The sequence below is a fragment of the Microbacterium sp. genome (assembly GCF_040394595.1).
GTDB lineage: Bacteria > Actinomycetota > Actinomycetes > Actinomycetales > Microbacteriaceae > Microbacterium.
Genome location: NZ_JBEBSA010000015.1, coordinates 25924 through 46794 on the forward strand (window position 1 = coordinate 25924; position 20871 = coordinate 46794).

Below are 20871 nucleotides of genomic sequence, written 5' to 3' on the forward strand. Positions count from 1 at the left end.
CCGGGAGCAGAGGGGGCGTCCGGCTCAGTCGAGGGGAGGGAGGTCGGCCGCGATCCGCAGCACCCGCCCCGCCGAGGCGTGTCCGCGCGCCAGGCGCTCCGCCATCGGGGCGCCGTCGAGCGTCGCGGCGAGGAAGCCCGCGGCGAAGGCGTCTCCGGCGCCGACGGGTTCGACGACGTCGACCCGGGGCGCCGCGACGAACACGGGGGCGTCGTCGCCGGAATAGGCCGTCGCTCCCACCTCGCCGTCCTTGACGACCAGGAGGGCGGCGCCGGGGAGGTGTGCGCGGATCGCGTCCGGCGTCTCCGTTCCCCAGATGCGCTCCGCCTCGTCCCGCCCGACGAAGGTGATGTCCGCCGCATCCGCCAGACGGTGCAGGGTGCGCGCGGCCTCGTCCGCCGGCCACAGCGGGCGGCGGTCGTTGACGTCGAAGGAGATCAGGGCGCCGGCCTCGCGGGCCGCGGAGAACAGGGCATCGACCATCTCCCGGCACGAGACGGAGAGCGCGGGCGTGATGCCCGTCGTGTGCACGATCCGCACGCCGGCCAATGACGCGGCGTCGATCTCCCCGGCGCTCATCCGCGACGCCGCGGAGCCCGCGCGGTAGTAGTAGACACGGGATCCCTCCGCGCCGGGGTCCTTGAACATCACGCCGGTCGGCGCCTGCTCGTCGCGCTCCACCCGCAGCTCCACGCCGCGTCGGCGCAGGTCGTCCGCGATGCGGTCACCGAAGGGGTCGGCACCGAGACGGGAGGCCCAGGCGGCGCGGTATCCGGCGGCGGCGAGGCCCGCGGCGACGTTCGACTCGGCACCGCCGAATCCGATCGTCGCGGAGGAGGCGCTGACCAGAGGTCCGTCGGCGGCCGTGACGAGGGCCATCGTCTCTCCGAGGCAGACGACGTCGGGGGAGGTGCTCATGATGTCTGTACGTTCACCGGTTCTGTGTCGGGGTGCGGGCTGGGGTCACGATGGCGCAGATCCGGGAAGAACCTCACGAACACGACCGAGACGATCACTCCGACGATAGCGAACAGCGCGGCGGCCAGGTACGCGCCGGCCGGGCCGCCGTGGTCGATGAGGAAGCCCGCGACGGCCGATCCCGCCGCCGCTCCGATGAGCTGGCCGGTGCCCGCCCAGCCGAACGCCTCGGCCGTCTCGGAGAACTTCACGCTGGCGGTCGTGATCGCGAACAGCACCGCGAGGGCGGGGGCGATGCCGATGCCGGCGAGGAGGAGCGTGCCGCCCAGCCACCAGACGTCGAGGGCGACCATCGTCAGGGAGAGGCCGACGGCGACGATCGCGAGGCGGCGGGCCATCGCCCACGGCCCCATCGGGATGTGCCCGAGGCCGAGGCCGCCGGCGAGGCTCCCGATCGAGAACACCGCGAGCACGAGGCCCGCTTCCAGCCCGCCGTGGCCGAACGTGGAGACCACGCCGACCTCCACCGCGGAGCAGGCTCCGATGAGCAGGAACCCGAGCACGGTCGCCAGCAGCACCGGGGGCTTCAGCACCACGCGGCCGAAGGCGCGGCGGCTGCGCGGGATGCGTACGCGTCCGACCTCGGGGGAGAGGATGAACCATCCGCCGCCCACCACCAGGATGATCGCCACGAGGAGGAGGCCGGGCATCGTGCCGACCTGGGTGGAGACGAAGGTGATCAGCACCGGCGCGAGGATCCAGATGATCTCCTGCAGCGAGGCGTCCAGGGAGAACAGCGGGGTGAGCTGCGAGGCGTTGACCAGCTTGGGGTAGATGGTGCGGACGGCGGCCTGCACGGGCGGCGTGGAGAGGCCCGCGACGAGGCCGAGGACCATGTAGCCGGCGAGGCTCAGCGGCAGCAGGGCGAGCCCGAGCACCGAGAGCACGCAGACGGTGAGTGTGAGGGTGAGCACGCGGCGCATGCCCCAGGCGCCCATCCAGCGGCTGGTGACCGGGCCGGCGACGGCCTGCCCGACCGACGCGGCGGCGAGCACGAGGCCCGCCTGCGCGTAGGAGCCGGTGCGCTGCTCGACGTGCAGGAGGATCGCCAGGCTCATCATCCCGTTGGGGAAGCGCGCGAGCAGCTGCGCAGCGATCATCCGTCCGACGCCGGGCGTGCGAAGAAGGTCCCGATATCCCGCCACGAGGCAACGATATCGGCGTCGTGAGGTGGCGCGCGAGCGGGCGTGTGTGACGACACGCCGCGACACGCCGAGTGCGGTTGTCCACAGGAAATCGGATGTCGGTGGCGGGGCGTAGCGTCCGGTCTGTGGATGGATTCCGAGACGGGGTCTGGGAGCCGCGAGATCTCGCGGTTCGCGCCCCTCCCGAACGCCGCTCCGGCTGTGGATGGATGCGTGGAGAACCTGTGTTGGAACGGTGGAGAACCGGTGGATAACTACAAGGATGTAACTACTATCCCTTGTGGTCGGCCCCGATGTCCGTCCCTATATGTAGTATTGAACTCCCGGCGGGGGTCTGCCGGAGGAACAGCCAGATTTGAGGGGAAGAACATGTCGATCACGGTCTACACCAAGCCTTCGTGCGTCCAGTGCAACGCGACCTACCGGGCACTCGACGCCAAGGGCATCGAGTACGAGATCCACGACCTCTCGGAGGACGCGGACGCGCTCGCGCAGGTCAAGGCGCTCGGCTACATGCAGGCTCCGGTCGTCGTCACCGACGAAGACCACTGGTCGGGCTTCCGTCCCGACAAGATCGACCAGCTGGCCGCACGGCTGGCGTAACCCTCCGGCGCCGCACGGCGGCCGCCCCGGAGAGTGAGCAGACGATCCGCGGAGCGGACTGACGAGACGAAGGAGAGAACATGACGGCGACAGCCACAGCGGCCCCGCTCATCGTCTTCTTCTCGAGCGTCTCGGGCAACACCGCGCGGTTCGTCGACAAACTCGGACTGCCCTCTCGCCGCATCCCCCTGTACCGCACGGACGACCCGCTGGTCGTCGACGAGCCGTTCGTGCTCGTCACCCCCACCTACGGGGGCGGTCAGGGGCGCGGTGAGGAGAAGGGCTCCGTCCCCAAGCAGGTCATCCGGTTCCTCAACGACGAGCACAACCGCAGCCTGATCCGCGGAGTGATCTCCGCAGGCAACACCAACTTCGGCGAGGCGTTCTGCCTCGCCGGTGAGGTCATCAGCCGGAAGTGCCGTGTGCCGCACTTGTACCGGTTCGAACTCTTCGGCACGCAGGACGACGTCGATCGCGTGAGCGACGGATTGGAACGATGGTGGACATTGCAGTGACGGAGCAGGTGGCGTTCAAGGTCAACCCCGCGTACGAGGGGCTCGACTATCACGCCCTCAACGCGATGCTGAACCTCTACGACGCGAACGGCAAGATCCAGTTCGACGCCGATCGCCGTGCGGCGCGGGAGTACTTCCTGCAGCACGTCAACCAGAACACGGTGTTCTTCCACTCCCTCAAGGAGCGCCTCGACTACCTGGTCGAGAAGGAGTACTACGAGCCCACGGTCATCGACAAGTACTCGTTCGACTTCATCAAGGAGCTCAACGACTTCGCCTACGGCAAGAAGTTCCGCTTCGAGACCTTCCTCGGCGCGTTCAAGTACTACACCAGCTACACGCTGAAGACCTTCGACGGCAAGCGCTACCTCGAGCGCTTCGAGGACCGCGTCGTGATGACCGCCCTCGGCCTCGCGGACGGCGACGAGAAGCTCGCCGTCGCCCTCGTCGAGGAGATCATCTCCGGTCGCTTCCAGCCGGCCACCCCGACCTTCCTCAACGCCGGCAAGGCGCAGCGCGGCGAGCTCGTCAGCTGCTTCCTGCTGCGCATCGAGGACAACATGGAGTCGATCGCCCGCGGCATCAACTCCGCCCTGCAGCTCTCCAAGCGCGGCGGCGGTGTGGCCCTGCTGCTGTCGAACATCCGCGAGTCGGGTGCGCCGATCAAGCAGATCGAGAACCAGTCCTCGGGCATCATCCCCGTCATGAAGCTGCTCGAAGACAGCTTCAGCTACGCGAACCAGCTCGGCGCGCGCCAGGGCGCCGGCGCGGTGTACCTCAACGCGCACCACCCCGACATCATGCGCTTCCTCGACACCAAGCGGGAGAACGCCGACGAGAAGATCCGCATCAAGACGCTGTCGCTGGGCGTCGTCGTCCCGGACATCACCTTCGAGCTGGCGCGTAACGGCGAGGACATGTACCTCTTCTCGCCCTATGACGTCGAGCGCGTCTACGGCGTGCCCTTCGGCGACGTCTCCGTCACCGAGAAGTACCGCGAGATGGTCGACGACCCGCGCATCAAGAAGACCAAGATCAACGCCCGCGAGTTCTTCCAGACCCTCGCGGAGATCCAGTTCGAGTCGGGCTACCCGTACATCATGTTCGAGGACACGGTGAACAAGGCCAACCCGATCAAGGGCCGGATCAACATGTCCAACCTCTGCAGTGAGATCCTGCAGGTGAACACGCCGACCACCTACAACGAGGACCTCTCGTACAGCCAGATCGGCAAGGACATCTCCTGCAACCTCGGCTCGATGAACATCGCGCTCGCGATGGACGCCGACGACCTCGGCAAGACGGTCGAGACCGCCATCCGCGCGCTCACCGCGGTGAGCAACCAGAGCCACATCGGCTCGGTGCGGTCGATCGAGGACGGCAACGACCGTTCGCACGCGATCGGCCTCGGACAGATGAACCTGCACGGCTACCTGGCCCGCGAGCGCGTCTTCTACGGCTCGGAAGAGGGTCTCGACTTCACGAACATCTACTTCTACACCGTGCTGTTCCACGCGCTCCGGGCGTCGAACGCCCTCGCGATCGAGCGCGGCGTGGCCTTCGACGGGTTCGAGGACTCCACCTACGCCTCCGGCGAGTTCTTCGAGAAGTACATCGAGCGCGCGTGGCAGCCCGAGACCGAGAAGGTCAAGGAGCTGTTCGCGGGCAAGCACATCCCGACGCAGCAGGACTGGGTCGAGCTGAAGGAGTCCATCCAGAAGCACGGCATCTACAACCAGAACCTGCAGGCCGTGCCGCCGACCGGGTCGATCTCCTACATCAACAACTCGACTTCGTCGATCCACCCGATCGCATCGAAGATCGAGATCCGCAAGGAGGGCAAGCTCGGCCGCGTCTACTACCCGGCGCCGTTCATGACGAACGAGAACCTGGAGTACTACCAGGACGCCTATGAGATCGGCTACGAGAAGGTCATCGACACCTACGCGGCCGCCACCCAGCACGTCGACCAGGGCCTGTCGCTGACGCTGTTCTTCAAGGACACCGCCACCACCCGCGACATCAACAAGGCCCAGATCTACGCCTGGAAGAAGGGCATCAAGACGATCTACTACATCCGGCTGCGTCAGATGGCCCTCGAGGGCACCGACATGACCGAGTGCGTCAGCTGCATGCTGTGATCGATTGCTGATCAGGGATTTTTGCGAGAAGGATTGAAATGACCCCCGAGCAGATCAAGCTTGCCACTCAGGTGCAGGCGATCAACTGGAACCGCATCGAGGACGACAAGGACCTCGAGGTCTGGAACCGCCTCACTGGCAACTTCTGGCTGCCCGAGAAGGTGCCGCTGTCGAACGACATCCAGTCGTGGAACACGCTGACGCCCGAGGAGCAGACGCTCACGATGCGGGTGTTCACCGGCCTCACGCTGCTGGACACGATTCAGGGCACGGTCGGCGCTGTGTCGCTGCTGCCCGATGCGCTCACCCCGCACGAGGAGGCGGTGTACACCAACATCGCGTTCATGGAGTCGGTGCACGCGAAGAGCTACTCCTCGATCTTCTCGACCCTGTGCTCGACGAAGGAGATCGATGAGGCGTTCCGCTGGTCGGTGGAGAACGAGAACCTGCAGCGCAAGGCCCAGATCGTGCTGCACGACTACCGCGGCGACAGCCCGCTGAAGCGCAAGATCGCCTCCACGCTGCTGGAGTCGTTCCTGTTCTACTCCGGCTTCTACCTGCCGATGCACTGGTCGAGCCGGGCGAAGCTCACCAACACCGCCGACCTCATCCGCCTCATCATCCGCGACGAGGCCGTGCACGGCTACTACATCGGCTACAAGTACCAGAAGGGTCTCGAGAACGTCGATCAGGCGACGCGTGACGAGCTCAAGGAGTACACCTTCTCGCTGATGTTCGAGCTCTACGAGAACGAGGTGCAGTACACGCAGGACCTCTACGACGCGGTGGGCCTCACCGAGGACGTGAAGAAGTTCCTGCACTACAACGCCAACAAGGCGCTGATGAACCTCGGCTACGAGGCGATGTTCCCGTCGACCGTGACGAACGTGAACCCGGCGATCCTCTCGGCCCTCTCGCCGAACGCCGACGAGAACCACGACTTCTTCTCGGGGTCGGGCTCCTCGTACGTCATCGGCAAGGCTGTCGCGACCGAGGACGACGACTGGGACTTCTAGAAGTCCCAGATGAAGTAGCCCCGTAAAAGGGCTGGTTGGAGGCCCGGACCTGCATGTTTCTGCAGGTCCGGGCCTCTTTTCGTGCCTTCTCCAGATACCCGTTCGGGCGGGCACGTAGGGGGCACGTATGCACCTTCAAGTTGGGTGAGGAGGCACGCCTCAACCGGAATTCGGGTGTCCGGTGCTCAATCCGCGACGATCGCGCTCTACCGACATCGCTACAACATCACCGATCGGCGATATGAAGCACGTCAAAACTGCGGAGCAAGCAGCCGAGTTCCGAGTCGTCCAACGTGTACTTGCAAACGCGCAACAGCTGACTGGGCATGGCCGAGACGAACTTCGTCAGCGGAGCGCGAACCACGCAGTGCAGGCGCGCGGCCGGTAGATTGGGCGCTTCTACCTCGAAAGCGGGGTTACGTTTTCAGACCTCAATGTTCTGAGGGTAGAGGCGTTCATGATCTTCCTGACCCCAGCCCTCGCGTAAAGCTGAGTGTTTCCATCCCTGTCCCGTGTGATTACGGGGCAGGTGTCTTTCGTGTGGCCTGGATGGATGGCGAGAATCGTGCTCTATATGCTGGAGGCGTATGGCGGGCACGACACCTTCGACAACGATGTCCCAGGCCGGGCAGGCGCTTCAGGCCTCCGGCCGGGTGGGCCCGCCTAGTGCGCCGACATCGGGCTCGGGCCTGCTGGGCATCTGCAAGGTGACGGCGATGGTGGTGCGCCTGCTGATCCGCGGCCCCGTCCCCGCGTATGGCGGGCTCGGCTGAGACCTCATGAGAATCTACGACCTCTTCACACCACGCTCGGACGACGGCCGATTCTGCGATGTCGGCGTCCCCGAGCTCGCCGAGCCCGAGCACGTCCGACTCCGGGTGCTCAGCATCGCCGCGAGCCGGCAGTACGACGGTGCCTTCGTCGTCGAGGTGCATGCACCAGGGCAGGAGCCGCGTCGCGCGGAGATCCGCTCGGGCACGAGGCCATCGAGCCTCGGCGGTCTGGTGCACGGCTTCTTCGTGCCGGGCATCCGTGACCGAGCGAACCCCTCGCGGATCCTGCTGCTGGAGCCGCCGTGCGGCCCGGACCTGCCGCTCGTTGATCCGAAGATGCAACGGCACCGGGACGCGCGGGATCTGCGTACTGCAGAGCTGCAGCACAAGTATCCGCCGCCGACCACGGCGCAGCTTTTCGAACTGATGAGGCCCACCGCCTCTGCGACGCACCCTCTGTGGGATGCGCTCCGATACCGGATGGGTCTCATGACGAACCCGGAGGCGCGAGCGGTGCTCAACCGGATCCGTGCTGACGGCAACGCCTGGGATGAGTCGCTCGTGTTCGTGAACCCCGGGCATCACTTCGTCGGCTCGAACATGACGGTCGAGCAGGCCGACTGCCTGAGCCACGTCGCGAAGGTCGCCCCGGGGGGTCGAGAGATCGATGAGCAGCCGTTGATGTCGATCGGGCTGGCAGTGCTGCTGCGCGAGCTGCACCCGGAAGAGGTTGACCACGGCGCATATGCCAGGCTCGTACAACCCTTTGTCGAGGTGTGCGGGTCTATCCACGGGCGCTGAAACCCGTCAGCGTCCGCCCGCCCACTCGACGAAGATCAGCGACGTCCTGCCCGGCCTGGCGGAGTCGTAGCGGATCCAGTGCTTGCTGCCGATCAGGGGCTTGTCCGAGTGCACGGCCTGATGCCAGCGGTCGGTGCCTTGGGAATCCTGGAACCTGAGCGTCACCCGGTAATACGTGGGCACGTTCGTCCCCTTCCATCGAGTGACTTCGGTGACGACGGCGGGTACTCGCGGGCCGGTGAGTTGGATGCTGCGGGCCCGGTCGGCGTTCTTCGCGTTCCGTGAGCGCGACAACGCGGAGCTGGCCAGCACCGCCGGGGCGACGAGCAGCAGCGCAGCGCCGAGTCCGATCAGCTGAGGTGCGGGGTCGTACTCGACGCCCGCAGAGGAGGACCGGATGCTCAGCCACGCGCGGCCCAGGAGCAGCCCGGCACCAGCGCACCCTGCCCAGAGCCCGAGCCCCCACAGGACGTACGGCCACGTGTGCGCAGTCTGCTGCCCGGGGATGGTGGTGTTCACGTCGATCCATCCGACCAGCAGCACGCAGACGACGGCGGCCGGGAAGAACCAGAGCGCCCAGTACGGCTCGCGCCCTGGGGACCCGACTAGCACGAAGGGGATCGCGAACAGGATCGCTCCCGAGACGCTCCAGAGCAGCGTCCGCAGCGGCTGCATCCACCTGGTGCGGCGCGCGGCGGCGTGGGTGGGGTTCGTGGTGTTCATCGCTCATTCGCTTCTTCAGGTCCGCGCGGAGCCTCCAGCGCATGGCGGTCCTGCCGTGCGTGGCGCATCTCCCGACGTCCGTCCGGCTTCATGACGGCACCGCCTCGATACGAGCTTGCGCCTGCTCCCTGCGGTACGCGCATGCGGCATACAACCAGAAGCCCAGCGGGATCGCGACTACGCTCGCCGGAAACAGCACCGCGGGGTTCATCCAACCTGGGAAACCGTCGAACAGGTCATGACCGATGAAGAGCATACCGATGAGCAAGCACGCAGTCGGAACGATGAACACGATCCCGCCCCAGCCGATCATGAAACTCAGGCTCGCGAGAACACTCCAGATCCGATAGCTGAGAGTTCCCGGCCCTTCCGGTCGGAACGGCCTCAGCTCTCTAGCGACCTCTGCCGGCCATCCGACGACGAGCACGTCGTTGTCATAGGTCGGGTCGAGTGTCGTGTGGCGGACGACAACCTGCTCTCCGGTGAGTCTGCGGCCCGCGGAAGGGCCGAACAGGGGAGACCTGACGGTTCGCGGCAGCGTCAGGTGCTGGCCGTCGACGCTCGTGTCGATGTGGATGACCAGATCGTCATCTGTCGGTCCGCCTTCGGGGGAATCGTTCGACACCGCATAGCGGATGATGCCGACTGCTTCTCGCCCTTCGAGGAGTTCCTTGCGGGGCGGCGCTGGGCGCGGCTCCGGTCGAGGTGTGAACTCGTCGACCAGGGCCCGTCTGATGCGTCGGAGCAGGGACGGTTTCGCTGTGTGCGTCTCGGTCATGAGAGCTCCCGTTCCTGGCGGGCGCGCTGTGCCCGGTACATCTCCTGGTGCCCGTCGGGGTCGAGGAGGAAGTGCAGTGTCTCGCGCATGACAGTGAGGTTCGGGCTCGTGCGTTCCCAGCCGGGGATGCCGTACCCGCCAGTGGTGCGGAAGCCGTTCGCCTCGTCATCGGTGAGGAAGACGATCGTATTCGCGAGGCTGGGGTCGTCGGCGAGAGCACGGGTCATGGCATCTCCATCACCGGTCACGTTCCAGTACTGCACCTGTGACGACGCGTGCTCGTACTCGCGGCCGTCCGGGAGCGTCAGCCGATCGGCTGACAGCGTGACCCCAGGCTTCCCCTCCCGACTGCCGGGGAACGTCACATCCTTTCCAGCGCGCAGTTGCTGCAACGCCTCCTGCACCAGGACCGGCTGGGCGGCCGCCCGGATCTCGGAGGGGGCGTTCCTCAGTTCACCTTTCCAGGGCGCGGTGAGCAGCCCGTCACCGGTTTGCGGGTGCGGGGAGAAGAACACGCCGTGGCCCGGGTCGATGACGCCGCCGGAGTACGGCATGGCCTGCCTCACTTCGCCGAAGCGCGACTCGACGACGCCGTGCTCATGCACCTCGACCGTCCAGCCCACGCGCCGCCAGGCCGTCAGCAGCCTGAAGAGCTCGACGACGCTCCAGAGCACGAGGAGCCAGCCCGGCAGGCCCAGAACGTAGACCCACCACGGCGGTGGTGGACCACCCGGCTCTGCCAGCGCGAACAAGGAGGTCACGGCAGCGGTGACGAGCGCCGCGGCCGCGACGACGAGCACCACCCAGCGCACCGTGCGGCGGCGCACGCTGCGGACCGGGTTCTCCGCGTGGAAGAGCAGCGGGCCATAGAGCTCGTGGGCGGTCTTGCCCGTAGCGGATGTCTCGGTACTCATTGTCGCGCTCCGTCCTGCTCCGCGACCGCGTCGACGAACAGCGCGTCATATTGGTTCTCCGGGTCAAGAGTGTTGTGGCGGAAGCGGATCCGCTGCCCGATCTCCAGCGCGTTCGAGTGGTTGACGACGCGGCGGATCTCGCCGGTTCCAGGTGTGGTGGCGGTGATGGTGAGGTCGTATGAGACGCCGACCATCTCGGGGTCTGCCGGCTCGACCCTGGTCACCTGCGTGATGACACCGACGGAGACTCGGCCGTCCGCGTACATCGCCTTGATTCGTCTGCCGTCTGCGAGCAGGATCAGGCCCCCGGCTCCGACAATCAGCCCGACGAGGACACCGAGGAGCACCCACCCCAGCCACGGCACGCTATCGAAGAACGCGATGTCGGCGATATCGATCACGATCACCGACAGCACCAGGAGAGCGACCAGCCAGACGCTGACGATTACCAGCACCATTCCGAATCGCGCCCAGCGCGCCCAGCGCCGGATGCGCGCCCGTGTTTCGGGCGTCTTCGCGTGGCTCAGCCACTCGTCCAGTTCGGCGTTCATGATTCGAACCTGCGCTTTCCGTTCAGGAACGGTGATCCCGTTGCGGGAGTCTGGATGCTTGTGAACTCGGTGTTGCCGTGGAGTCTGGTGATCAGGGAGCCTCCTCGTGATCGGGCCACCCGTCGAAGAGCAAATCGTCCAGGTCGTCGGCGTCGAGCGTGTTGTGACGGAACCGCACGGGACGGCCCACCCGCCGATCCAGGTGCTCGCCCTCGAGGTGCAGACGGCGGCGCATGGCCGTGCCGCCGGGCAGCTCGGCAGTGATGCGCAGGTCGAACCAGGTCTGGTCGTCCCCGCTGCCGGGGTGCTCGATGGCGCGCTCGACGGTCCCGACGGCGACGTGTCCGTCCGCGAAGCACGCCCACTCGCGCCGGCTGCTCGCGACCACGGCCACGACGACGCCTCCCAGCGCAAAGATGCCCGGGACGCTCCAGATCCACCAGTACAGATACGTGCGCTCGACATCGGTGACGGCGTTCCAGATCGCCACCGCGATCGAGGCGAACGGCGCGACGAGGAGCAGCGCGATGCCGGCGAGCATCACGAACACGGCGACGGTCTCGACCTTCGACCAGCGCCGGATGCGCGCCCGGGTCTCAGGCCTGCGCGCGGCGGCCATCCATTCCTGGGTCTGCTCGTCGGTCGCGACCAGGCCCACCAACGAGATGTACCTCATGCTGTTCACCTTGCGCTCCTCTCGGCCTTCCGGTGCAGCCTCGCCCGGATCTTCTGCAGCCGCTTCCGGGGCGGCACCGGCGTCACGATCACCTCGTCTGCGTCGCTTTCGTCGTGCTCATGGGATGGAGTGATGAGCAGCCACTCGTGCTTGGTGGTCTCGCCCGCGGTCTGTGAGACCGGCAGGTGGAGGAAGAAGTACCCGCCGGCCAGCTGCGGGCCGAACAGTGTCGCCGATGAGATGGGCTCCGAGCCCGAGGGCGGGAGCCCCTTCGTGCGCAGCCACTCTTCGAACGCCTCGCAGATCCCCGTGGCGCGCCGGTCGTCGATCCGGTGGTCGAGCGCGATGTAGGTCGCCCAGCTCCCCTCCCCGTCGTCTCGGTCGAACGAGGTCCGGTGGATCGAGTGCGCGACATGATGCTGGAAGATCCACTCGTTCTCCTCGCGCAGCCCGTGGAACAGCACCAGCCGCCGGATGAGCACCCCGATGGCGACGAGCAGCCACACGCTCGCAGCGACGTACAGCCACAGCGAACCGATGCCGTCGTCGGCGAACAGGTCACCGGACGGGCCTTCGTTCGGAGAGGTTATCGAGCCCCAGATTAGGAACCCGAGGGCTGCGAGTGGGAGGAGTACCCAGACGACCGGGGCGTGGATGAAATGGGTGGTGCGCAGGTCCTCGCTGCCGGCCCACGTCGCGACCTCGGCCACGGACTCCGGCCGGGGCACGTCGACCGGTCGTACGATGTCTCGTTGCATGTCGGCTCACCCCCTCGTCGGTCGGGGAGCGCCGGTGCTGTAGAGCTGGTGGCGTCCGGGAAGCGACGGGTGCTGCCTCGTCGACGGGCACCTATGACGCCCCTCTCGTCTTCTCCAGTCTCGCACGTCAGATGCTCCCGACCACAGGGAAGGGTCTGAGATATCTAGCGAGAATGGCACCCGCACGATCGAGGCGGTCATCGAAAGAGGGCGGGCGACAGGGCTGCCAGCCGACTGAGGGTGCGCGCGGCATCGTGGGGCGGGCGATGCGCGTCCAGCATGCGCTGCGGCATGGAGACGGCCTGGACGTCGAATTGCTGGTCCCGGTCATAGAGCACGTCGATCAGCTGGCACAGTCGTGTCAACGGGTCGCGTTCGGCGGACGCCAGATCGGGGACCGTGATGAGGCGCAATCGTTCGAACTCTTCGGCCAACCGCAGGTACTCGCGGACGCCGAGCGGCCGCTCGCACAGCTCCGCGAAGGTGAATGTCGCGGTGCCGTCGTCGACGGATACTGCCCGAACCGGGAGGCCGTTGACCGTCAGCTCGACATCACTGCGCGACGCACTGGACGAGTCGCCTTGCAGAGGTGGAATGTTGCGTCATGCGCAGCAAGGCAAGTTCTGGTTGCTCTGGACTCACGGTGCTTGTTGCGCCTTCGTGGGCACACTTCGAAGTGTGTCGCCGGATGTGATCGATGCGTGAAAACGGGATCTCGGATGTGAGGGGCGCGCAGAGGGCACGCAGCGCCCGACGACTTGAGAACAGTGCAGGATTCCGCAGTTTCCAACGAGTACTGGGACTTCTGATAACACCAGCTCAGGGTTACAGGCTCTGAACGCGCCGACGCCCCTGGCGGCAGCTCATGACGAGCTGGCCGCCAGGGGCGTTTCGTGTGTCTGCCCAGGTTGCCCGCATCGTCGGGAGACGGTGTCCGCGCGTCGCCGGAGAGCCGTCTTGCGTAAAGTCTGCTTTACATCCAAGATGGAGCAAGATGTAAAATACGCTTTACAGGAGGCGTCGTGACAACAGGATCCGAATCTGCCAGGGCCACGGACAGGAGCCGATGGGGGCGGGTGAAGTTCGGTGAAGGACGCCTCTCCGCGCTCGGGGTCGCGATACCGTTCGGGGTCATCATGGCGGGAGCGGCAGGCGCCGTGGCGCTGGCCACCGATAGCGTCGGCCCGTATCCCGTCTTCGGTGCGACGGTCGTCGCTCTCGTCTTGCTCTGGCCGTGTGTCGGGCTCGTCTGGGCGCTCATCGTGGACCGGGAGACGCTCCAGGGGGCGACGGAGAACCCCGAGCAGTCCGTGGAGTCGGCCTGGTACTCCCGCGCGTCGAGCGGTGCGTTCGGGGACACCCTGCTGGTCACCGGACTCGGGGCGGCCGCGATCGGGGTCGCGAACATCCCGATCACTGCCCCGATCGCGCTCTCCGCGGTGCTCCTGATCGCACTCGGCTCCTGGGCGATTCGCTACCTCTTGCTCCGTCGGCGAGGCTGAGCATGCAGAACGTCCTCGCCGAGCTCCGGAAGGAGTGCGGATGGTCGCAGCAACACCTTGCCGATCTGCTCGGCGTATCCCGGCAGACGATCATCTCCATCGAGCGTGGAAGGTTCGATCCCTCGCTTCCGCTGGCTTTCCGCATCGCTCGGCTCTTCCGTAAGCCCCTCGAGGAGATCTTCTCCGACGAGCAGTAGTGTGCCGGCCGAACGGCAGGCCGACTGCTCTCGAACTCCCTCCGCTCCGTCCGCGGCGTCGCCGCATGGAGTCCGCGATTCACGCCGGCGGTGCCACCTCGGACAGCCAGCGGCTCAGCTCCGCGGTGAGGGCGACGGGCTGGTCGAGCTGGATGAGGTGACCTGCCCCTTCGATCAGGGTGAGAGAGGAGCCGGGGATGGCGGCCTGCAGCCGGTGCGCCCTGTCCGGCGGGATCCAGGCGTCCTCGGAGCCCCAGACGATGTGCACGGGCTCGGAGAGCGTCGCGAGGAGCGGCTCGAGCTCCCGGGTGTGCCCCTCGTCCGCCTGGGCGATCTGGCGGTAGAAGGCGCCCTGCCCCGCGGCATCCGTCCAGGGGGCGACCAGCATGTCGAGGTCGTCCGGGCGGAGCCCGCGGTGGCTCGCTCCGCGCACGTAGGCCTCGACCGTCGCCCGATGGATCGCCGGAGGCAGCTGCGCGAACACGTCGGCATGCTCCTTCACCAGCGTGAAGAACGGGGAACCCCACGGCGTGAGCGCGACGACGTCGACGAGGCACAGTGAGCGGTACGTCGCGCCATGCCGCAGCCGCGCCCGCAGCGCCACGGCGCCGCCGATGTCATGGGCGATGACGTGAGGGCGGGAGAGCCCCCACTCCCGCAGCAGCTGCGTGAAGAGCTCGCCCTGGACTCCGAGGTCGACGGTGTGGTCGGCCGACTTCGATGAACGGCCGTACCCGGGCATGTCCCAGAGATAGACGGCGAAGCGCGAGGAGAGCGCGGCGGCCAGGGGACGCCACAGCGCGGAGGACCACGGAGTGCCGTGGAGCAGTACGAGCGGTGGCCCGTCGCCCATTCGCTCCCAGACGACTTCCCGGCCACGCCATGAGAGAACCTCCGCTGCCATTCCCTCATCCTCGCAGTGGCGTCCGACATCCTCCGTCGGTCATGCACCGATGTCCAGATTGTCCCTATGAGGATTAGTCCTAAAGAGAACTAAATCGGTATATCAGTCTCGCTTACGAAGAATCGACGAGGCGGCTGTGGGAGCCGCATCGTTCGACACACATCTGGGGAGCACTACTCGCATGACCTCTGAAAGAACGCCCACCACGGCGGGACTGTCCCGCCGCACCATCGTGAAGGGCGCCGCCTGGTCGGTGCCCGTGGTCGCCGCGGCGGCCGCTGTGCCGATGGCATCCGCCTCCGTCCCGATCCCGCAGCAGAACGTGATCGTCTCCGCGTCCTGCTACGGCATCAACATCCTCGGCTTCGGCCAGTCCTTCCCTCAGTTCACGATCACCGCGGTGGGGAACACGGTGCGTGCGGGATCCACCTTCCTCATCACCGGCACGGGAATCGGGAACCTGACCTTCGGCGACACCAACGGTCTCGGCGTCCTCAACTTCCTGAACGGCAGCACCGCGCAGTTCACCCTTGCCCGCGACATCCCGGCCGGGACGTCCGCGACCCTCCAGGTGACCGGCTTCGCCTCGGCGCAGGCGCTCCGCACCTACACGATGACCGTCGGCAACATCATCGGCAACGCCAACAGCAACAAGGGCGACGACTCCGCGGGGCAGACCCTGGTCGGACTCTCGATCTTCGGCGTGCTCGTCGGCTACTGCGGCCGCAGCTGACACCGGACACGAACAGGAGACTCACATGACCGACTCGACCTTCACTCAGCAGCGCGCCGACGAGATCGTCGCCGCCGTCAACCGGAACGACGTCGCCGGCTTCACCGCCGGAGTCGCCTTCGCACCGGGCATCGTCCCCACCGCGTCCGCGGTGGCCGACATCGCGTTCCCCGCCGGCTTCCGGATCGACGCCTCGAGCTTCTCGGGCGACACGATCAGCGGCCACGTCTCCGCCTCGGCAGAGGGGCAGAACGTCAGCCTCGCCGTCATCAAGCAGGGCGGCGTCTGGAAGCTCGACAGCACCGGATCCGCGGCGAACATCACCGAGGCCCGCGCCAACGGCTGAGCCGAACGGCACACGAAAAGCCGTCTCGCCCCTCGACAGGGCGAGGCGGTCTTTTCGTCGTCAGGCCTGTGCGGCGTAGTCCGGCAACTGCTGCAGCGTCCAGGTGTTGCCGTCCGGGTCGTCGAAGGACACGAAGCGTCCCCAGCCGAGGTCGTCGACGCCCGTGGCCTCGACGCCGACTGCCCGCAGCTGCGCGAGCGCCTCATCGGCGTCGGGCACGACCACCTGGATCGTGTTCTGCTGCCCCGGCTCGAGGTCGATGCCGAGCCCGGTGCCGAAGGCGATCGAGCAGGCCGAGCCCGGAGGGGTCATCTGCACGAACCGCAGCCCCTCGACCGGAGTCTGGTCATGATCGGCGTTGAAGCCGATCTTCACGTAGAAGTCCTTCGCCCGGTCGACATCTGTCACCGGGACGAAAATGAGCTCGATCTTCCAGTCCATGTTCACGCTCCTCCGCAGCGGGAGTCGATCTGCCGCCGGGTCTCACGTTAGGGCAGGCCTCCGACATCCGACAGGGCCCACCGGATGGTCACCGCCGGTGGGCCAGGTAGTACTCCAGGAGCGCGCGGGTCGACGGGTCCTGGGCATCGATCGCCGCCCGGTCTCCCTCGATCGCCGGGGCGATCTGCAGGGCGAGCTGCTTGCCGAGCTCCACGCCCCACTGGTCGAACGAGTTGATCCCCCAGACGGCGCCCTGCGTGAAGGTGATGTGCTCGTACAGCGCGATCAGCTGCCCGAGCACTGCGGGGGTGAGCGCGGGCGCGAAGATCGAGGTCGTCGGCCGGTTGCCGGAGAACGTGCGCGCGGCGACCAGGGGGCCGGTGGTGCCCTCGGCCTCCACCTCGGCGGAGGTCTTGCCGAAGGCGAGCGCCTTCGTCTGCGCGAGGAAGTTGGCCAGGAACAGGCCGTGCACGTCGCGGCCGTCGTCCTGCAGCGGGTAGGCGGGGTTCGCGAAGGCGATGAAGTCGGCGGGGATCAGCCGCGTGCCCTGGTGGATGAGCTGATAGAAGGCGTGCTGGCCGTTGGTCCCCGGCTCGCCCCAGAACACCTCTCCCGTGTCGGTCGCGACCGGTGATCCGTCCCAGCGCACCGACTTGCCGTTGGACTCCATGGTCAGCTGCTGGAGATAGGCGGGGAAGCGGCTCAGCTGCTGGGCGTAGGGGAGCACCGCGTGCGACTGCGCCCCGAGGAAGTTCACGTACCAGACGTTGAGGAGCCCCATCAGCATCGGAACGTTGCGCTCGACCGGCGTCGTGCGGACGTGCTCGTCGACGGCGTGGAAGCCCGCGAGCAGCTCGCGGAAGGCGTCCGGGCCGAGGGCGATCGCGAGGGACAGGCCGATCGCGGAGTCGACGGAGTAGCGCCCGCCGACCCAGTCCCAGAAGCCGAACGCGTTGGCCGGATCGATCCCGAACGCGGCGACCTTGTCGAGGGCGGTCGACACCGCGACGAAGTGGTGGGCCACGGCCTCGTTGCGCTGCTCATCGGTTCCGGTCGGGATCCCGGCCGCGGCGAGGCGCTCCCACAGCCAGTCCCGGGCCAGCCGGGCGTTGGTCAGCGTCTCCAGAGTGGTGAAGGTCTTCGACGCCACGATGAAGAGCGTGGTCTCGGGGTCGAGGTCGGCGGTCTTCTGCGCGAGGTCGGTCGGGTCGATGTTCGAGACGAAGCGCGCCGAGATGCCGGCATCGGCGTAGGGCCTGAGCGCCTCGTAGACCATGACCGGCCCGAGGTCCGATCCGCCGATCCCGATGTTGACCACGTGCGTGACGCGCTTGCCCGTCACGCCGACCCACCCGCCGGAGCGGACGCGGTCGGCGAAGGCGCTGAGTGCGTCGAGCACCCGCTGCACGTCCCCGTCGACGTCCTGCCCGTCCACCGAGAGCGGCGGCTGCGCGCCCGCCGGGCGGCGCAGGGCGGTGTGCAGCACGGCGCGGTCCTCGGTCGTGTTGATGTGGTCGCCCTGGAGCATCGCGGCGAAGCGCTCGGCGACACCGGTCTCGGCGGCGAGCCGGACGAGCGAGCCCACGACCTCGTCCGTGACGAGGTTCTTGGACAGGTCGACGTGCAGGTCGGCGAGGGGGAGCGAGAGCCGGTCGGCCCGGTCGGCGTCGGCCGCGAACCAGCCGCGGAGGTCGGGGGAGAACGAGTCGCGGAGCGCGGTCAGCTCGGTCCAGGCCGAGGTCGCGGTGGGGTCGATCGGAGCGTCCATGCCTCCACGGTAGCGGCGATCCGTCCTGCGCGGACGATCCGCATCCCGTGTGACGTCCTGCACCCGGATCGGCGGAGAACCGGGTGCAGGACGTCCGGTCGGATGCGGATCGTCCGAGCGGCGGCGCGGGGCGCGGGATGCTACCGGCGGCGGGAGAGCCGCGCCTCCAGCGTGGCCTTCACCGCGGGCCACTCCGGCTCGATGATCGAGTACTCGACGCTGTCGCGCAGCGCGCCGTTGCGGTACCTCTTCATCGCCCGCATGACGCCGTCCTGCTTCGCGCCGAGCCGCTCGATCGCCGTGCGCGACTGGAAGTTCACCCACTGCGTGGTCAGCCCGATGCGGAAGACGCCGAGGTCTTCGAACGCGTGCGTCATGAGCAGCAGCTTCGACTCCGCGTTCGTACCGGAGCCGTGCGCGCTCGGCCGGTTCCAGGTGAAGCCGATGTGCATGCGCGGCACGTCGGCGTCGATGTCGTAGAAGGTGGTCATGCCGATCGTCCGGCCTTCGGCGTCCAGCGCGGTGAAGGGGATCATCTCGCCCCGCTCCTGCATCGCGAGGCGGCGGTCGATCTCCGCCGGCACGTCCTCGGGCGCGGGCACCGAGGTGTACCAGGCGGTCTTCCAGAGGCCTCCCTCCGCTGCGGCCTCGGCGAGGCCCTCCGCGTGATCGCGGGAGAGGGGGACGAGCGACACCAGACGGCCGCTCAACGTCACGGGTGAAGGAGTGTTGCGGAATGCCATGACGTCATTCAATCAGCACGCTAGCGTGGAGATCGAGTGCAGGAGGAGACCCATGAAGACCGTTCCGTTCGGCTCGGAGACCGCCCCCGCGGTGATCGCCGGGATGATGCGCATCCCCGACAAGACGGATGCCGAGGTGCGCGAGCTCTACGACACCGCGAGGACGTCCGGGATCGACTTCTTCGATCACGCGGACATCTACGGCGGGGCGATGCACGTCTGCGAGGACCGCTTCGCCTCCGCGCTCGGGCTGAGCAGCGCGGAGCGGTCGGAGATCGTGCTGCAGACCAAGTGCGGCATCGTACCGTCGCAGCAGATGTTCGACTTCTCGTACGAGCACATCGTGACGCAGGTCGAGGGGTCCCTGAAGGCGCTGCGCACCGACTACCTCGACGTGCTCCTGCTGCACCGTCCGGACGCGCTCGTCGAGCCCGAGGAGGTCGCCCGTGCGTTCGACGAGCTCGCCGCATCCGGGAAGGTGCGGGCGTTCGGCGTCTCGAACCACACTCCCCGGCAGATCGACCTGCTCCGTACCGCGGTCACCCAGCCGCTCGTCGCCAATCAGCTGCAGCTCTCCATCACCCACGCACCGATCATCGCCCAGCCGGTCGCGGCGAACATGCAGGGCACCGAGCAGAGCATCGTGCTCGACGGCGGCGGCATCGTGGAGTACTGCCGCCTGAACGGCATCACGATCCAGGCCTGGTCCCCGTTCCAGGCCGGGTTCTTCACCGGCGTGTTCCTCGGCAACCCGGAGTACCCCGGGCTCAACGCCGTGCTCGACCGGCTCGCGGCCCGGTACGGCGTGACGCCGCTCGGCATCGCCACCGCCTGGATCACCCGGCACCCGGCGCACATGCAGGTGGTGCTGGGCACCACCACGCCGCAGCGGGTCGCCGATGCGGCGGCGGGGGCCGACGTGGAACTGACGAGGGCGGAGTGGTACGAGCTGTTCCGCGCCGCCGGGCACCTGGTGCCCTGACCGAGGACGGGACATGACCACCCAGAGCCCCCTGATCTCCGTCGCCGAGCTGCAGGCGCTGCCCTCCTCGGCGGTGCGTGTGCTCGATGCGCGCTGGCAGCTCGGCCGCGACGACGGTCGTGAGCGCTATCTCGCCGGGCACATCCCCGGTGCCGTGTTCGTCGACGTCGAGAACGAGCTCGCGGGGCACGGCGCTCCGGCCGACGGCCGGCATCCGCTGCCCTCCGACGACGTGCTGGCCGATGCGGCGCGTCGCTGGGGCCTCCGGGAGGGCGTGCCGGTCGTGGTCTACGACGGCGTCGGGATGCTCGCCGCTGCGCGCGCCTGGTGGGCGCTGCGGAGGGCGGGGTTCGCCGACGTGCGGGTGCTCGACGGCGGGTGGCCCGCTTGGGTCGCGGCCGGTGGTGCGAGCGAGAGCGGGGACGTCGTCGTCCCGCCCGGCGATGCGCGTCTCGGCGCCCTGGGCGACCGCGGAGCGATCGACATCGACGGTGCGGCGGGCTGGCCGCGGAAGGGCGTCCTGGTCGACGTGCGCGCCGCCGAGCGGTACCGCGGCGAGACCGAGCCGCTGGACCCCGTGGCCGGGCACATCCCGGGTGCCGTGAACCTGCCGATCAGCCGCCTGCTGACCGTGCAGGGCACTTTCCGCCCCGCGGAGGAGATCGCCGAGGAGTTCACCGGGGTGGGCGCTGACGCCGGTATTCCGATCGCGGCATACTGCGGATCCGGCATCACCGCGGCCGAGTTCGCCCTCGCGGGAGCGGTGATCGGACGCGACGTCTCCGTCTTCCCCGGATCGTGGAGCAGCTGGTCCAACTCTCCCGGCCGTCCGGTCGCCACCGGACCGGACCCGCAGGGCCGCGCGGACATCTAGACTGACGGC

At 67.6% G+C, this 20871-nt stretch carries 25 protein-coding genes; 12 read left to right on the forward strand and 13 right to left on the reverse strand.

The genetic code is table 11. The annotated features are described in order from the left end of the window. Nucleotides 1-24: 24 nt before the first annotated feature. Nucleotides 25-918, reverse strand: a complete 894-nt coding sequence (locus tag ABWO84_RS12880; RefSeq protein WP_353115147.1) for a sugar kinase — start codon at nt 916-918, stop codon at nt 25-27. Then, on the reverse strand, nt 915-2123 hold the full coding sequence (locus ABWO84_RS12885) for an MFS transporter (protein WP_353115149.1): 1209 nt from the start codon (nt 2121-2123) through the stop codon (nt 915-917). The genes ABWO84_RS12880 and ABWO84_RS12885 overlap by 4 nt, the downstream gene beginning before the upstream one ends. 369 nt (nt 2124-2492) lie before the next feature. Here ABWO84_RS12885 and nrdH point away from each other — a divergent pair, with 369 nt between their 5' ends. The 6 genes from nrdH (at nt 2493) to ABWO84_RS12915 (ending at nt 7972) form a co-directional block, all read left to right on the forward strand. Then, entirely contained in the window at nt 2493-2726 is a 234-nt protein-coding gene (nrdH, locus tag ABWO84_RS12890) for a glutaredoxin-like protein NrdH (protein WP_353115151.1), read from the forward strand. A gap of 80 nt (nt 2727-2806) precedes the next feature. Then, nucleotides 2807-3241: a class Ib ribonucleoside-diphosphate reductase assembly flavoprotein NrdI gene (nrdI, locus tag ABWO84_RS12895; RefSeq protein ID WP_353115153.1), complete on the forward strand. Its 435-nt coding sequence runs from the start codon at nt 2807-2809 to the stop codon at nt 3239-3241. Further along, nucleotides 3223-5382, forward strand: a complete 2160-nt coding sequence (gene nrdE / locus ABWO84_RS12900; RefSeq protein WP_353115155.1) for a class 1b ribonucleoside-diphosphate reductase subunit alpha — start codon at nt 3223-3225, stop codon at nt 5380-5382. The genes nrdI and nrdE overlap by 19 nt, the downstream gene beginning before the upstream one ends. A gap of 38 nt (nt 5383-5420) precedes the next feature. Continuing rightward, a complete protein-coding gene (gene nrdF, locus ABWO84_RS12905) occupies nt 5421-6398 on the forward strand; it encodes a class 1b ribonucleoside-diphosphate reductase subunit beta (protein WP_353115157.1) in 978 nt (325 codons plus the stop codon). A gap of 587 nt (nt 6399-6985) precedes the next feature. Then, the gene (locus ABWO84_RS12910; RefSeq protein WP_353115159.1) at nt 6986-7171 is read left to right on the forward strand and encodes a hypothetical protein; all 186 of its coding nucleotides are present in this window, start codon (nt 6986-6988) and stop codon (nt 7169-7171) included. 105 nt (nt 7172-7276) lie between these two features. Continuing rightward, on the forward strand, nt 7277-7972 hold the full coding sequence (locus ABWO84_RS12915; protein WP_353115161.1) for a hypothetical protein: 696 nt from the start codon (nt 7277-7279) through the stop codon (nt 7970-7972). A gap of 6 nt (nt 7973-7978) precedes the next feature. Here the strand turns inward: ABWO84_RS12915 and ABWO84_RS12920 are convergent, their stop codons facing one another. The 7 genes from ABWO84_RS12920 to zapE form a co-directional block, all read right to left on the reverse strand. Further along, nucleotides 7979-8695, reverse strand: coding sequence for a DUF3592 domain-containing protein (locus ABWO84_RS12920; protein WP_353115163.1), 717 nt, complete (start codon nt 8693-8695; stop codon nt 7979-7981). An 88-nt stretch (nt 8696-8783) separates the two neighbouring features. Continuing rightward, a complete protein-coding gene (locus ABWO84_RS12925) occupies nt 8784-9473 on the reverse strand; it encodes a hypothetical protein (protein WP_353115165.1) in 690 nt (229 codons plus the stop codon). After that, entirely contained in the window at nt 9470-10387 is a 918-nt protein-coding gene (locus ABWO84_RS12930) for a hypothetical protein (RefSeq protein WP_353115167.1), read from the reverse strand. Before ABWO84_RS12930 ends, ABWO84_RS12925 begins: the two co-directional genes overlap by 4 nt. Next, complete coding sequence (locus ABWO84_RS12935) at nt 10384-10938, reverse strand: hypothetical protein (protein WP_353115169.1); 555 nt, start codon at nt 10936-10938, stop codon at nt 10384-10386. Before ABWO84_RS12935 ends, ABWO84_RS12930 begins: the two co-directional genes overlap by 4 nt. Before the next feature lie 91 nt (nt 10939-11029). Next, entirely contained in the window at nt 11030-11614 is a 585-nt protein-coding gene (locus ABWO84_RS12940; protein WP_353115171.1) for a hypothetical protein, read from the reverse strand. Nucleotides 11615-11619: 5 nt separating this feature from the next. After that, on the reverse strand, nt 11620-12372 hold the full coding sequence (locus tag ABWO84_RS12945) for a hypothetical protein (protein WP_353115173.1): 753 nt from the start codon (nt 12370-12372) through the stop codon (nt 11620-11622). Between the two features lie 197 nt (nt 12373-12569). Beyond that, nucleotides 12570-12968 (reverse strand): AFG1/ZapE family ATPase, encoded by a 399-nt coding sequence (gene zapE / locus ABWO84_RS12950; protein ID WP_353115237.1) that lies wholly within the window; start codon nt 12966-12968, stop codon nt 12570-12572. Between the two features lie 480 nt (nt 12969-13448). Here zapE and ABWO84_RS12955 point away from each other — a divergent pair, with 480 nt between their 5' ends. Beyond that, nucleotides 13449-13874: a hypothetical protein gene (locus tag ABWO84_RS12955; RefSeq protein ID WP_353115175.1), complete on the forward strand. Its 426-nt coding sequence runs from the start codon at nt 13449-13451 to the stop codon at nt 13872-13874. Nucleotides 13875-13876: 2 nt separating this feature from the next. Then, entirely contained in the window at nt 13877-14071 is a 195-nt protein-coding gene (locus tag ABWO84_RS12960) for a helix-turn-helix transcriptional regulator (RefSeq protein WP_353115177.1), read from the forward strand. Nucleotides 14072-14150: 79 nt separating this feature from the next. Here ABWO84_RS12960 and ABWO84_RS12965 read toward each other — a convergent pair whose 3' ends face one another. Next, on the reverse strand, nt 14151-14975 hold the full coding sequence (locus ABWO84_RS12965; protein WP_353115179.1) for an alpha/beta fold hydrolase: 825 nt from the start codon (nt 14973-14975) through the stop codon (nt 14151-14153). 181 nt (nt 14976-15156) lie between these two features. Between ABWO84_RS12965 and ABWO84_RS12970 the strand changes: the two genes are divergently transcribed. Together ABWO84_RS12970 and ABWO84_RS12975 are read left to right on the forward strand one after the other, a co-directional pair. After that, complete coding sequence (locus tag ABWO84_RS12970; protein WP_353115181.1) at nt 15157-15708, forward strand: hypothetical protein; 552 nt, start codon at nt 15157-15159, stop codon at nt 15706-15708. Between the two features lie 25 nt (nt 15709-15733). Further along, complete coding sequence (locus ABWO84_RS12975) at nt 15734-16054, forward strand: hypothetical protein (RefSeq protein WP_353115183.1); 321 nt, start codon at nt 15734-15736, stop codon at nt 16052-16054. 60 nt (nt 16055-16114) lie between these two features. Here the strand turns inward: ABWO84_RS12975 and ABWO84_RS12980 are convergent, their stop codons facing one another. From ABWO84_RS12980 to ABWO84_RS12990, 3 genes are all read right to left on the reverse strand, one after another. Then, nucleotides 16115-16495 carry a VOC family protein gene (locus ABWO84_RS12980; protein WP_353115185.1) on the reverse strand — a complete coding sequence of 127 codons (381 nt, stop codon included), beginning with the start codon at nt 16493-16495 and terminating at the stop codon, nt 16115-16117. A gap of 88 nt (nt 16496-16583) precedes the next feature. Further along, nucleotides 16584-18263, reverse strand: a complete 1680-nt coding sequence (gene pgi, locus ABWO84_RS12985) for a glucose-6-phosphate isomerase (protein ID WP_353115187.1) — start codon at nt 18261-18263, stop codon at nt 16584-16586. A 140-nt stretch (nt 18264-18403) separates the two neighbouring features. Continuing rightward, nucleotides 18404-19006 (reverse strand): GNAT family N-acetyltransferase, encoded by a 603-nt coding sequence (locus ABWO84_RS12990; RefSeq protein ID WP_353115189.1) that lies wholly within the window; start codon nt 19004-19006, stop codon nt 18404-18406. 52 nt (nt 19007-19058) lie between these two features. Here ABWO84_RS12990 and ABWO84_RS12995 point away from each other — a divergent pair, with 52 nt between their 5' ends. Together ABWO84_RS12995 and ABWO84_RS13000 are read left to right on the forward strand one after the other, a co-directional pair. Continuing rightward, nucleotides 19059-19988: an aldo/keto reductase gene (locus ABWO84_RS12995; RefSeq protein WP_353115191.1), complete on the forward strand. Its 930-nt coding sequence runs from the start codon at nt 19059-19061 to the stop codon at nt 19986-19988. A 13-nt stretch (nt 19989-20001) separates the two neighbouring features. Beyond that, nucleotides 20002-20862, forward strand: a complete 861-nt coding sequence (locus ABWO84_RS13000; protein ID WP_353115193.1) for a sulfurtransferase — start codon at nt 20002-20004, stop codon at nt 20860-20862. Nucleotides 20863-20871: the final 9 nt, after the last annotated feature.